Source organism: Flavobacterium sp. (assembly GCF_965277525.1).
Lineage (GTDB): Bacteria > Bacteroidota > Bacteroidia > Flavobacteriales > Flavobacteriaceae > Flavobacterium.
This window is the reverse complement of record NZ_CBDIDC010000001.1, coordinates 359,796-373,539: the sequence shown is the minus strand read 5'-3', so window position 1 is coordinate 373,539 and position 13,744 is coordinate 359,796. Positions and strand designations below refer to the sequence as shown.

At 34.5% G+C, this 13,744-nt stretch carries 13 protein-coding genes; 9 read left to right on the top strand and 4 right to left on the bottom strand.

Features of this window, described 5'->3' with window-relative positions; translation table 11 throughout:
* Nucleotides 1-192 precede the first annotated feature (192 nt).
* From ACQY44_RS01520 to ACQY44_RS01495, 6 genes are all read left to right on the top strand, one after another.
* A complete protein-coding gene (locus tag ACQY44_RS01520; protein ID WP_428228656.1) occupies nucleotides 193-750 on the top strand; it encodes an RNA polymerase sigma-70 factor in 558 nt (185 codons plus the stop codon).
* 116 nt (nucleotides 751-866) lie between these two features.
* Complete coding sequence (locus tag ACQY44_RS01515) at nucleotides 867-1,787, top strand: FecR family protein (RefSeq protein WP_428228655.1); 921 nt, start codon at nucleotides 867-869, stop codon at nucleotides 1,785-1,787.
* A 117-nt stretch (nucleotides 1,788-1,904) separates the two neighbouring features.
* Nucleotides 1,905-5,294 carry a SusC/RagA family TonB-linked outer membrane protein gene (locus ACQY44_RS01510; protein ID WP_428228654.1) on the top strand — a complete coding sequence of 1,130 codons (3,390 nt, stop codon included), beginning with the start codon at nucleotides 1,905-1,907 and terminating at the stop codon, nucleotides 5,292-5,294.
* Between the two features lie 19 nt (nucleotides 5,295-5,313).
* Entirely contained in the window at nucleotides 5,314-6,459 is a 1,146-nt protein-coding gene (locus ACQY44_RS01505; protein ID WP_428228653.1) for a RagB/SusD family nutrient uptake outer membrane protein, read from the top strand.
* Nucleotides 6,449-6,850, top strand: coding sequence for a RagB/SusD family nutrient uptake outer membrane protein (locus ACQY44_RS01500; RefSeq protein WP_428228652.1), 402 nt, complete (start codon nucleotides 6,449-6,451; stop codon nucleotides 6,848-6,850). Before ACQY44_RS01505 ends, ACQY44_RS01500 begins: the two co-directional genes overlap by 11 nt.
* A gap of 563 nt (nucleotides 6,851-7,413) precedes the next feature.
* Nucleotides 7,414-9,216, top strand: a complete 1,803-nt coding sequence (locus ACQY44_RS01495) for an alkaline phosphatase (protein WP_428228651.1) — start codon at nucleotides 7,414-7,416, stop codon at nucleotides 9,214-9,216.
* A gap of 736 nt (nucleotides 9,217-9,952) precedes the next feature.
* Here ACQY44_RS01495 and ACQY44_RS01490 read toward each other — a convergent pair.
* From ACQY44_RS01490 to ACQY44_RS01475, 4 genes are all read right to left on the bottom strand, one after another.
* A complete protein-coding gene (locus ACQY44_RS01490; protein ID WP_428228650.1) occupies nucleotides 9,953-10,180 on the bottom strand; it encodes a hypothetical protein in 228 nt (75 codons plus the stop codon).
* A gap of 122 nt (nucleotides 10,181-10,302) precedes the next feature.
* The gene (locus ACQY44_RS01485) at nucleotides 10,303-11,019 is read right to left on the bottom strand and encodes a DUF3164 family protein (protein ID WP_428228649.1); all 717 of its coding nucleotides are present in this window, start codon (nucleotides 11,017-11,019) and stop codon (nucleotides 10,303-10,305) included.
* A gap of 23 nt (nucleotides 11,020-11,042) precedes the next feature.
* Entirely contained in the window at nucleotides 11,043-11,318 is a 276-nt protein-coding gene (locus ACQY44_RS01480) for a hypothetical protein (protein WP_428228648.1), read from the bottom strand.
* Nucleotides 11,315-11,449 carry a hypothetical protein gene (locus ACQY44_RS01475; RefSeq protein ID WP_428228647.1) on the bottom strand — a complete coding sequence of 45 codons (135 nt, stop codon included), beginning with the start codon at nucleotides 11,447-11,449 and terminating at the stop codon, nucleotides 11,315-11,317. The genes ACQY44_RS01480 and ACQY44_RS01475 overlap by 4 nt, the downstream gene beginning before the upstream one ends.
* Nucleotides 11,450-11,657: 208 nt before the next feature.
* Between ACQY44_RS01475 and ACQY44_RS01470 the strand changes: the two genes are divergently transcribed.
* The 3 genes from ACQY44_RS01470 (at nucleotide 11,658) to ACQY44_RS01460 (ending at nucleotide 13,731) form a co-directional block, all read left to right on the top strand.
* On the top strand, nucleotides 11,658-12,341 hold the full coding sequence (locus ACQY44_RS01470) for a S24 family peptidase (protein WP_428228646.1): 684 nt from the start codon (nucleotides 11,658-11,660) through the stop codon (nucleotides 12,339-12,341).
* Between the two features lie 98 nt (nucleotides 12,342-12,439).
* Complete coding sequence (locus ACQY44_RS01465) at nucleotides 12,440-12,868, top strand: SRPBCC family protein (protein WP_428228645.1); 429 nt, start codon at nucleotides 12,440-12,442, stop codon at nucleotides 12,866-12,868.
* Between the two features lie 125 nt (nucleotides 12,869-12,993).
* Complete coding sequence (locus tag ACQY44_RS01460; RefSeq protein ID WP_428228644.1) at nucleotides 12,994-13,731, top strand: CPBP family glutamic-type intramembrane protease; 738 nt, start codon at nucleotides 12,994-12,996, stop codon at nucleotides 13,729-13,731.
* Nucleotides 13,732-13,744: the final 13 nt, after the last annotated feature.

Sequence of the window (13,744 nt, the reverse complement as noted above, 5' to 3'; positions counted from 1 at the left end):
AACCGGACATTTTTATTAATGTAAACGTAACCTTGCAGACCTACCCTGATTTCTAATTTTGGAGACATATATAAAACAACACACTACAGTATATGTCATTTTTAAAATTAAGAATACATCGCAAAAAAATAAGTAAAACAGGTGATTTAGCAACCGCCGCTCATTCGATAAAAAATACAAAAGTGACCTGTTATGTATAAAGGTTTTACCGATGAGCAACTTGTCGAATTATTGCGACAAGGCAAAGACAAAGCATTTGATGAACTGTATTTTCGGTATCGGGATGTATTGGTTCGCTTTGTTTACGTGCGAATGAAATCGGTTCCGGTTGCCGAAGAAATTGTTCAGGAAGTTTTTACCACCATTTGGGAACGCAGGAAGACTTTGGTTATCCAAAAGAAATTCTCAGCTTACATCTATACTTCAGTTCGTTATGTGACTTTAGATTATATAAAATCACACCTTATTACCGATCAATATATAAAGGAAGTTACTGATCGAAATACGAATGATCATAATAGTACAAATGCAACCGAAAATTCCATCTACTACGAAGAACTTCAGGAAGCGGTAGATAAGGCCACTTTATTATTGCCTAAAAAATCCAAGGAAGTTTTTATTCTCAGCCGCATCAAACATTACACCAACAAAGAAATAGCCGAAGAATTGAATGTGTCGCACGAAACCGTAAAGTATCATATTGCCTATGCGCTAAAATTTATGCGAAACTATTTGGGTGAATTCAATTGATAATGGTTTGCTGAAAATTAGGGCTGAACGTTTTTTCTTAACAAAAGCGTAACCTTAAGCGCCTACCTGAAAGTAACAATCCTAAGACATACTATTAAAGAGATAAACAAATTATAATGCCTGAAAAATTACACCAAGATATACAACTTTTTTTAGAAGGGAAACCTTCTGAAAAAGGAGAAGAATTATGGAATAACTGGTACGATCACCCGGAAGAAAATTTAGATCCTGTTTTATTGATACAATCTAATCATTCGAAATTGAAAAAAGAAATCAGACAAATTAAAAAAACAAATACCGTTGTTTTTCTTTCTCCTCGAAATTGGGCTATGGCAGCTTCTTTGATCTTTTTAATGGGTTTATCCTGTTTTTTTTATCTGTCATTTACAAAAACAGTTTCTAAAGAATATGCAACCAAATTGGGCGAACACGCCAAAATAACATTAAGCGACGGAACCCAGATTTGGCTTAATGCCGGAAGTCATTTAAAATATCCCATAAAGTTTAAAGGCGGAACACGTGAAGTATACCTTACCGGAGAAGCTTTTTTTGATGTAGCCAAAGACAAAGAACATCCTTTTATTATTCATACCGATAAAATGGATACCAAAGTTTTAGGAACCAGTTTTAATGTTCAGGCTTATCCGGATCATGCCATGCAGGAAGTTTCGGTTTTAACCGGAAGAGTAAATGTAAAATCGACCGTTACAGATGAAAATGTGTATGTAACTCCGGGACAAAAAGTAGTTTTTAAATCGAAAAATAATAAGCTGCAAGCGTTTACAAACATTCCGGTGAACTCTATTTCGTTATGGCGAAAAAACATCATCGTTTTTGAAGATGCTCCGTTGCCGGAAGTCATCGCAACAATCAATCGCAATTATAATGTAGCGATCCAGATCGATAATAAGAACCTCAACAATTTGAAAATCAGTGCTTATTTTAAAGAGTTGCCTGTTAACCAAGTCGTGGCTTTGGTATGCAATATCATCAATGCTAATTATAAAATCGAATCAGGAATTTATATAATCCAATAAGAGACCTAAGAGGTTTTTAAAAACTGTTAGGTCTGACAAAGTGTTTACAAAAAATAAAATCAATCATCTACGTAGAAACCAAGCAATAATCCAAACACAAATTAAAACTCCAAAAACATGAATCAAAAACAAATGCGGTATGTTGTAAACTGCCAGAGCATTAAAAAATCGGTATTAAGAAAAGCGCTTCTGTTTGTGGCTTTATTTTTTATCGGATCAACAATGAAGGCAGCAAGCGTTAACATTAGCAAGAGAGTAACCTTAAAAGTAGACAATGAAAGTATAAAAAATGTTTTTCAGAAAATCGAAAAACAGGCCGATGTACATTTTATGTACGAGACGAATCAGGTAAACACCAATCAAAAGATTAGTTTAAAACTGAATAACGTAACCTTAGAACAGGCATTAGATAAAATATGCAGCAATTTTTTTCTTAAATATGAAATTGTAAGCAACAATATTGTAATCAAAAAAAATCAAAAAGTGGCTGATGCTGATCAGGGAAAAATAAGCCTTTCAGGAACTGTTTTTGGTGGAGACGACGGAATGCCGTTGCCAGGTGTTGGCATCAAAGACAAAGATTCTGATGCAACAGCCACAACAGATTTTGACGGAACTTTCAAGATGGAAATTAACGCATCTCAAGCTATACTTGTTTTCTCGTACGTGGGTTATATCACGCAAGAAGTAAAAGTATCAAGCCTGGATAAAAACATAAGCGTTAAGTTATTGGCAGATATGAAACAACTACAAGAAGTGGTAGTTATGGGATACGGTTCTGTAAAAAAGAACGAAGTTTTAGGAGCTGTTGGAACGGTTTCTATGAAAGAATCTTCGAGCAGAACCTATAATAGTGCAGCCGAATTATTGCAAGGTACAGTGGCGGGTGTTACGGTAATAAGTAGTGGTGGAGATCCTACGGCTGAGCCAACAATCAACATTCGTGGTATTGGTTCTTTGAATGCCGAAACACCTCTTATCGTTCTTGACGGAATCATCTACAGCGGATCTTTAAACACATTAAACCCAAATGATATTGCATCGATTAGTGTGCTAAAAGATGCGGCTTCGGCAGCAATTTATGGTGCGAGAGCTTCCGGTGGTGTAATTTTAATTACGTCTAAAAAAGGAATTTCAGATCATATTAATGTAAATGTAAATTATCAGGGAGGTTTTCAGAGTGTGGCTAAAAAACTGGATGTTCTGGATGCAGCAGGATATGCTGATGCGATGAACACGGCGAGAGATAATGCCGGAATGCCAAGAATTCCTGCTTTTGATCCTGCTTTTGAACCAACAGCAAGAACAACAAAAACAAACTGGATGGATGAAATTTTCCGTACAGGAGAAATTCAGGATTTATCTATTTCTGTAAAGGGAAAAACAGAGAAATCGAATTTCTTTTTATCAGGAAGTTATAGAAAAAACGAAGGTATTTTATTAAATACTTATGGGACAAGATATACGGCAAGAGCGAACTCTTCTTTTAAACTGGCGCCTAATTTTACCTTTGGAGAAAACTTTTCTTATTCCTTAACCGATGGTCAGGCGGCAAACACAACAAGTGGTTATACAGGAGCAATTTTGGCAGCGATTTTTTATCCGCCCAATGCTACCATTTACAGAGAAGACGGTTCAGGGCAATTTGGTGGAGTTCCTGAAAAATACATTGGTTCTTATGGAGACGTAATTAATCCGGTGGCCTATTTAAAAAGATTAGACAACAGAAATCCTATTTCGACAGTTTTAATTAATCCTTATGCCGAATGGGAAATTATCGAAGGTTTAAAAATAAAATCGAATTTGGGGTATACCAGAATACAAAATAATTCGACAGACTTTGCAACTAAAATTACCGAGCCTGGAAAAATATTTGATTTTAACAGATTAACTTTAACCAACTCAACAACAACAGATTTGTTAGGCGAGCAAACGGTTTCTTACGAAAAATCATTAGGCAAGCATAACTTCAAAGCTTTGGCAGGATATACGTATCAACAAACCAAAAGAGATTTTTATACCGTGCAAGGTACAGGTTTTGATAGCGAAGATCCTTCGCAACGTTATTTATTGAATGCAAAATTGGTTCAGCAAATAGAAGCAGGTATGGCGGAAGAAATTATCTCTTCGTATGTAGGAAGGCTGAATTATGACTTTAACCAAAAATATTTAATTTCTGGAATTGTTCGTCGCGACGGAACTTCAAAATTAACATCTGAAAATCGTTGGAAAGTATATCCATCTGTTTCTGCAGGTTGGTTAATCTCTGAAGAAGGATTTATGAAAGGTATTAATCCAATCGTAAACAACTTAAAATTACGCGGAAGCTGGGGACAAATAGGAAATTTAGGAAACCTGGGACCTTACCAATTTAGTGTCCCATTAAACCAGACACAATCTCTTATTGGTTCAAGTCCAACAATTAATTACGGATATTCAGAAAGCGAATTATCGAACCCTAATTTAAGATGGGAAAGTTCTGAGCAAACCAACCTAGGTTTAGATTTTAGCTTATTCAATAATGCTTTATCAGGATCTGTAGATGCTTATGTAAAAACAAACAAAGACATGTTGGTTCGTGATCAGCTTCCGGGTGTTTCAGGAACTCCAAAAGGTAGAATTGTAAACTCTGGAGATGTAGAAAATAAAGGTCTTGAATTGAGTTTAATGTATCAAAAAACGCGCGGGGATTTTAAATTTGATATCACAGCCAACGCAGCCTTTTTAAGCAATAAAATTGTTTCGATCAAAGACGATTTAACGTCACTTGAACCTTTAAATTTAAGCAGAGTTCGTAGTTTGCCTTTAGCCAATATTTATCAGGTCGGAAGTCCGGTTGGTGCTTTTTACGGATATTCGACTGATGGATTATTCCAGAGTAATGCCGAAGCAAAAGCGTATGTAAATGCAAAAGGTGAGGTATATCAGCCAAATGCTGTTGCAGGAGATATTAAATTTAAAGATATAAACGGAGACGGTGTTATCAATAACAACGATAGAGTAGTACTAGGAAATCCTTTTCCTAAAACGACTTTTAGTTTAAACACCAACTTTAGATACAAAGGTTTTGATATGAATATCTTTTTTAGCGGAGCAGCCGGAAATAGTGTTTTTAATGCTGTAAAACATACCGGTTTAAACGGTTCTTTTCCTGGATATAATTTATTGGCTGAATCTAGAAATGCCTGGTCACCAACGAATACCAATACTAATATTCCGGTACTTTCTGCAACAGATAACAACAATAACTTTGGTAGAATCTCTGATTTTTATATCGAAGATGCTTCTTTCGTAAGATTAAGAAACGTTTCTATAGGTTATACAGTAAATGACCAATGGTTGCACGGAAAAGCGAAACTTAGATTTTTTATCTCAGGACAAAACCTTTTTACGATCACCAATTATTCAGGAATGGACCCGGAAATTGGACTTAAAAACTTTGGTATGGACTTAGGGAAATATCCACTTTCCCGTATTTATATGACGGGTGTAAATGCAACTTTTTAAAAAACATAAAACAAATAAAATGAAAAATTTAAGTCTTTTAGTATTGAGTTTTGTGCTTTTATTAAGCACTACAGCTTGCGAAAGCGAACTTGATCTGGTTCCGCAAGGAGCGCCGTCAAGTTCCAATTTCTGGAAAACTCCAGCAGATGCAAAAGCAGGAGTAAATGCTATTTATGCTTTGTATTCTGATGATAATATGTACGGTCGTGGTTTTTTCTGGCTGAACAATGCAAGTGATGATATAGGGACAAAACCAAGACAAAATGCAGAACGTATCAAGAATTTTATTGTTGATGGAGCAGAGTCTGATACCAAAGATATCTGGAGGATTCACTATGAAATTATGAAACATTGCAACGATGTGATTCGTAATATTCCGAAGATTTCATTAGATGAAAAAACAAAAAATATGATGCTGGGTGAAGCATACTTCAATCATGCCGTAATGCATTTAGAACTGGCGTATCATTACGGAGATGATCGGGCCGGAATCCCCATTCAGGACAGAGAAAATCCTACGAATGTTTATGTGCCACGCGCTAAAAATGTAGCTGAGAATTATGCTTATATTGCCGCAGATTTAATAAAAGCTGCAGATTTATTGCCTTATTTCAATGAGCTCACTTCAGACAATTACGGACGTGCCCACAAAACAGCGGCCTGGGGATATTTAGTTCGTACTTATTTGTATGCAAAAGATTGGGACAATGCGATTAAATATGCCAATATGATTGTGGCAAGCGGAAAACATAAGTTGCTGGATAATTTTGAAGATGTCTTCAAAATCAAAAATAACTGGTCTTCAGAATACATTTGGTCGGTAACTTCAAGTGCAGAAAACACTTCTTTAGGATCGATTTTTCCGGGAGTTTGTCTGGAGGATAAAGGTTGGGGCGTTTATAATGGCTGGGGGAATTTTTATCCTACTAAAGAGCTGTTTGATACCTATGATCCCACAGATAAAAGACGCAGTGCTACGATTTTGCAAAAAGGAGATAAATTCATGTATTTTGGTGAATTAGTAACTTTTAATGAAGGAAAATATATTGTAAGTTCCAGTAACAGAACCGGTTATCAGTTTAATAAATACATGGAGCCGTTTGGTTACGCTAAAACAACTTCTGGCGGAATCGATATTCGTTATGTAAATGCTAATGGGAGATAAACCTTCGACTGCCTTAAACGTGCCTCTTTTACGTTATGCCGATGTGATTTTGATGCTAGCAGAAGCCAAATTAATGAAAGGTCTAAATGCTGATACCGAAATCAATATGATTCGTCGTCGTGCAGGTTTAGGAAACCTTGCCGGAGCAACATTAACCGATTTAAAAAGAGAAAGACGTTGCGAATTGGCCGGAGAATGGACAGACCGTCATTTCGATTTAGTACGTTGGGGAGATGCTCAGGCAACCTATGCAAAACCATTACACCATTATAACGGAACCGTAATTTATCCTGCTCGTAATTTTAACCCTGCAATTCACCACGTTTGGCCAATACCGCCAGATGAAATCGCAGTGAGCAAAGGAGTGCTTACGCAAAATCAAGGCTGGTAGTTTCAGTTTGTTTATTTTGTTTTTTTCTACGCTGCAAGCTTGTCGGAGCTTGCAGTTGTACGAAAAAGCAAATGAATTTTATATAAAAGTAAGCCAGTCTTTTTTTAGGAAAAGGCTGGTTTGTGTTTAAATTTTATAGCCACAGATTAATAAGATTAAAATGATTTTTAATCGGTGATAAACAATTTTAAAGAGTAATTAAAGTAAGTCCCAGCGGGACGATATATTTATAGCAATTCAATTTTAGATAAAAAAAAAGCCCCATCGGGGTGACCTATGTATCGCTCCGCTGGAGCTTTAATTTGAGAGAACGTAATAATTGCTATAAATATGGCACTCCGCTGGAGCTTTTATAATATGCAAAAACAATCCCAATATTTCATTTCGAGGAACGATAAATCACACTAGAAATGCCTAGCCCCGATAGAAGTGGAAATCCTTTTGTGTCCACCGCGGCGGATACAAAAGATTGGAACGTATAGCGGGATTAGCTCCTGAAAAAAAAGAATATAATAAATAAAGTCACCTACAACTTTAGAAAATAAACAAACCCAATTTTTCCCATGAAAAAAATAATCATCCTTTTTTGCCTTCAATTTTTCCTGTTTGCACAAGCGCAGGAATACAGTTCATCCAACATTCATTCGCATAATGATTATGCAAGCAAACTTCCTTTTTACGAAGCTTATTCTAACGAAACCGGTGTTATCGAAGCCGATGTTTTTTTAGTAAATAATGAGCTTTTTGTGGCACATACTTCTAAAGAAATTAATCAGCAGAATACGCTTAAAAGCCAATATTTGGATCCACTTTCTGTAAAATTAAAAAGCTTGGGAGGAAAAGCGTATCCAAGTAATAAACCATTGATTTTAATGATTGATATCAAGACAGAAGCTGATGCAACTTTAAAATTAATTGCCCAACAAATCAAAACCTATCCTGATTTAATTTCGAATAAAAATATAAAAGTGGTTATTTCAGGAAACCGACCATCTCCAACAAATTGGAAAGAGTATCCGGAATTTATTTATTTTGATGGAAGACTGAACGAAAATTATTCGGCTGAGCAATTGTCACGTGTCGAAATGATCAGCGAGGATTTAAAAGAAATCACCATCTGGAACGGTAAAGGAGTAATGACACAAACCGATGCCGAAAAAGTGCAGGCGATTATCAAAAAAGTACACGATCAACACAAAAAAGTCAGATTTTGGGCGACACAGGATAATGTAAATACCTGGATGACGTTGATGAACCTGAAAGTTGATTTTATTGGTACTGACAATGTTCCGGAACTAACACATTTCATTAACAATATCAAATCTACGTTTTATCAAAATACCGAGTTTCATGAGGCTTATGTCCCTAAAAATGTTTCGGCTTTCGCTAAAAAGAAACCTAAAAATGTAATTCTTCTTATTGGTGACGGAATGGGGTTAACACAGATTTATTCCGGTTACACGGCCAATAAAGGTCAGTTGAGTTTGTTTAATATTCCAACGCAGGGATTTTCGATCACCAAATCTTCAGACAGTTATATTACCGATTCGGCTGCGGGAGCAACAGCAATGGCAACAGGACATAAAACCAATAACCGTTTTATTAGTGTTGACGAAAACGGAAAACCTCTGGAATTAATCACACAACAATTGGCAAAGAAAAACTATAAAACGGCCATAATTTCAGCAGGAAATATTACCGATGCTACTCCTGCTTGTTTTTACGCACATCAGCCAGAGAGAAGTTACAGTGAACCTATTGCCGAAGATTTCTTATCGAATCCGTCAGATATTTTGATTGGAGGGGGAACAAAAGAATTTACATCCCGAAAAGATGGTAAAGATTTATCGAAAGTTTTAATACAAAAAGGCTATACTTTTTCGGATAAATTTAGTTCACTTGACACGATCAAAAACTTCAAATTTGTTGTTTTAGACGATGCTTCGATGGTTTCTATGAAAAACGGAAGAGGAGATTTTCTAACGAAATCTTTGGCGAAAGCAACCTCAACTTTTACCAAAACAAAAAATCCGTTTTTTATCATGGCCGAAGGGGCGCAAATTGATTATGGCGGACATCAGAATAACGTAGAATATGTGGTTCGTGAAATGCTGGATTTTGACAAACTGGTAGGACAGGCAATGGAATTTATAGATAAAAATCCCGAGACATTATTAATTGTTACGGCAGATCACGAAACTGGTGGACTTTCCTTAATTGACGGAAGCATAGAAAAAGGATTTGTACACGGAAGTTTCAGTACCAATGATCATACGGCAGTTCCGGTTCCTGTTTTTGCCTATGGACCGGGAGCGAAAATTTTATGGGAGTGTACCAGAATACTGAAATTTATATTAAGATTTTAAAGCTGCTATTTAAGAAATAAAGCGCTGTTTAAGAAATAAAAGCTGCTTCTTCAAGTAACCATGAAGAAGCGGCTTTTTTTGTTTTTTTTAATAACGCTAATTGTTCTTAATTGATACTGGCAGCTTTAGTTCAACCATCGTTTTTAAGAGCTTCTGCATGAGTTTGAATATAGTTTCTAACTTTTATTTTTCAACTGATTGCTAACAATTATTTTAGATAGTTAACCCAAAGTCCTAAGAGTGAGAATAACACGGTTGGCTTTGTTTCTTTTCCTGCTTAATAAGATGCTTTGTGAGGTTGAATATTTTGTTTCTGCAGTTTTTTTCTAATGCAGGTTTAAGTCAAAATAGCCAAAAATCTTCCGAAAATAATTAATTATACTTTTTTTGATTGCTCATAAGCTCTTCAATTTTTTTTAATTCTGAAGTTATTGATGTACAAAGAACTTCATATAAAGTGGTTCGTGAAATGGGATAAACCGGGTAAATGTACTTGCGCCAGACAACCGTTGTAGGGATGTCATCTGTTTTGTGCTTCTGATACAGTTCTTTGACAAGTTTGTAGCGTAGTAGTTTATTTTTTTGAATTCCGAGACTTCTGTTTGCAGATATAGGCATGAGGATATGGTATTATAAGGTGGCAGAAAAGATGAAGAAAGTTTTTTTTAAAAATTAAAATAAGGATTAATACAATGAGGATATAGTATTTTTTAATTCATTCAGAAACATTTATCTTTTAATCTCTAGATAAAAGAAAGTCCTTTGAATCTTTGTAAGTAGCTTTGGTGTGTTTCTTAAATCTGGGATTTTTAATTACTATATTTTCATACTGATCAAAAGCATAACGCTCTTGATGGGAGAGATCATTTTTGGAAGTCCATTTGCCATGTCCATCCTTAAAAACAGTATGATTATTTACCTCATAGCTTGTATGGTCCTTAATAGGTCTTATTTTTACGCTCATTTATATATTGTTTAAAGGTTGTTTTTATTCTAAAGTGAAGCCATTCCCGAAATAGTAGTATTGGCTTTAAGTTTGTTGTAATTAATAAAATAGCTAAAAGCGCTGATGCGTAAATATCATTATTAGGCTGCATTTGTATGTTCGTTTTGTTGATTAAAAAAATTAAAAGCATAACCATTTAAAAACTCAACAGATGACATCGATAACGGAATATTCATTTTCGTACCATTTTCGTTGATTAAGCTTGACTCGATAAACCAACTTGAGCGTATAGGCTTAAAAGAAGATGCAATAATTTCTACACCATCAGTAAACTCGTCATTATTAAAATCTTTTGTAAGTTTCTGCAGTTCGAGAACTCTTGAGCCCTTTAAATTTCCCTTTGCATCTTTTTTAAGAAGATTAAAAACAATTTTGACCAGTGAAGCCGTTTCTTTGCTTGTAGAAAGTGATGAAATATAATTCTGAACTTTTTCAATTCCAATAGTTACTGTATCGTCCCAGCCTTCGTTAATACGGTATCCAATTATAATTTCTTCTTTTTCATTAGAGAAAGTATGCGACATTTGTTTTTCTTTAAAACCGTATACTTGATTTTTTAAATCCAGAATAGTTTCAAAAAGCTGGAACGTTTCAGTCTTTACACGGCTAATCATTTCAGAGGTTTTATGTAATTTTAAAATTGCTTTGGGAATTGTTTCTGCTACTAATTTTTTGTAGGCATCTCTTTCTTCATTTTTTTTGTTTTCTATTTTTGTCAGGGCTTCCTTTAGTTGTTGTGCAGAAAATTGAGATAAGTCAATGGTTTTTTTCTGTGTGTTTGGAATTGATGTGTTCATAGATTTTTTGGTTTAAATTTTAGTTAAGCGATTTTAATTTCTTCTTTAAGAGGATCTCCGTAATAAGGTTTAAAGTTTTGCAGAAGGGCTAGTTTTGCAATATTTTTTATTTTGTTTTCGATAACCGATGAAACCGGTCGGGGAGAAGCGGTCTCATCTTCCAGGATATGCATCCATTGAAATCGTTCTTGATTAATACAGATTCTTTCTCCTGTTGTAAACGCTTTTGTTCTTTCAGAACAGAACTGCAGAGCGAGATATAATAGTGCGATGCGTTCTTCGATTTGTTTTTTACTCATGATTTTTTTTCTAAAAAGGTTCGTAATTTTTTTATGTCGGATTCTATTAAATTTCTTTCGGAACTAGTTGAATTTTCAATCAGCCAGTTTTCCAGTTCCCGGATTTTTTCTTCAATTTGATCAGTTTTCATTTTTAATTGATTTAGATTAATATGCGTTTTTATTAAAAATAGATTATTAGTTAATGGTCATTTAGGGCTGCTTTTATTTTAATGTTTTTACAAATAATAAATTTTGTACTGAAATGTTTTATTTTCCTTTTTTATTTCTTTACTTTGCAAATATAATGTAAAATAATACATCAAAACAAATAATTAACGTAAAATAATACATCTTTTTATGGGGTCAACTGAAAGAATGAAAGAATATCTTGATTATAAAGGGATTACGAAGTATAAGTTTTGTAATGACATGGGATTTTCAAATAAATTTTTAGACAATAGTAGCAACATGGGAACTGATAAAGCGTGTAAAATTTTACACTATTATCCAGATATAAATTCCGAGTGGTTGCTTACCGGAAATGGATCAATGCTGAAGGAAAATAGTACAGATATTGTTATCATAAATAATGATAGAAAGACCGTTGATGCCTTACATATCAATCAGGAAATACCATTGTATGATCTTGAAGCTGTGGCCGGATTGAGAGAATTATTTAATAGTGGAAAACCACAAAGAATTCTAGATACCATCAAGATTCCGAATTTGCCAAAATGTGACGGAGCAATTTCTGTAACTGGAGATAGTATGTATCCGTTACTAAAATCCGGAGATATAATTTTATATAAAGAAACTGAATTTGAGAATATCTTTTTTGGAGAAATGTATCTGTTAAGTGTTAGATTAAATGACTGGGAAGAATATATAACAGTAAAATATGTTCAAAAATCAGAGCAGGGTCAGGATTTTGTAAGACTGGTAAGTCAGAATTCTCATCATCAGCCTAAAGATATTCATATCTCAAAAATTTCTGCATTAGCACTTATTAAAGCCAGTATTCGTATCAATACAATGATGTAAATTTTTTCAGGAGTCAGTTTTTTATATTTAAATGGCTGTACTATTAATAGTTGTGTTGATTTATTAACTTTACACCTCTAACCATAACCACTCATTAAATGGAAAAAATTGAACACATTAATTATATCAAATCGTCCATCGCGGATGTTTATAAAGTATTAACAACACAAGAAGGCCTTGGTGCTGTCTGGACAGAGGAACTGATTGTAAAGCCGGAAGTGGGTTTTATTAATGAGTTTGATTTTGGAGATAATTATGCTACCAAAATGAAAATTATAGAATTATCTCCAAATAAAAAGATATTGTGGGAATGCATCGCATCTGACCCGGAGTGGATTAGAACAAGTGTTTCATTTGATCTTACTGAAAAAGACGGAGTAACGGCAGTCGTTCTCAAACATTTTGATTGGCGTGAACGGACTGAATTCTACCAATGGTGCAATTACAATTGGGCAATGTTCCTGTTAAGCCTCAAAAGCTATTGTGAAGAGGGTGAAGGAACGCCTTATCAAAAGAGGAAGTTCTAGTTATAAAATAAAGAAAGTTTATTTAACGTATTAAATCCGGTTATTATCGGTAGAAATGACATTTTCGTCGGTAGATTTTTCAGATGATAGATTTGAAAAATACTTTTGAAGAAAATTAAATAACGATGTCACTATTAACGCCACTTCTTTGGGTTTTATTAATCCTTCCTCTTATCATTTTAGGCTTTATTACAAGCAAAAAGGTAAACCTGAAATTTCTTGCTTTTTTTGTCCTGTACTTTTTAGCAGATTGTTATATACAGCATTTTAGCCAGAAATACATTTCCTTAGAATTTATAGGGTTAAAATTTGCCTGGGCTGGTAAAGTATTATGCCTTATTTTGTCCCTTGCTATAATCTTTTCACTGAATAAAAAAGATCGTGAAGAAATTGGCTTTACAACAAAAATTAACACGAACAGACAAGTGAAATTTGGGATCTTGTTTTTTCTTGGTTTCCTGCTTTTTGATTTTGTGTTTAAGTTCATTTTATTCCCAAAAGGAGGAACTTTTGATCTGGAGACTTTTGCATTTCAGTCCACAATGCCTGGTTTGGCAGAAGAAATCACTTTTAGGGGAATCAGTTTATGGCTTCTGGATAAAGCATTTGAGCCAAAATGGGATCTTAAAGGAATCAAATTTGGCTGGGGTTTTATTATCGTCACTATTTTGTTTGGAGTGGCACATGGAGCAGTTTTAACCGAAAACCACCAGTTTAAATTTGACATCATTACCATCATTTATCTCACCTTAATCTCTTCTTTAAGTCTCGGGATTCTTAGAAAATTCTCCGGTAATCTTATTTATTCAGCTCTTGGACACAATTGTATTAATTTGATGAACGCAATTATTAGAATATTATAGTTAAAAATTAAGA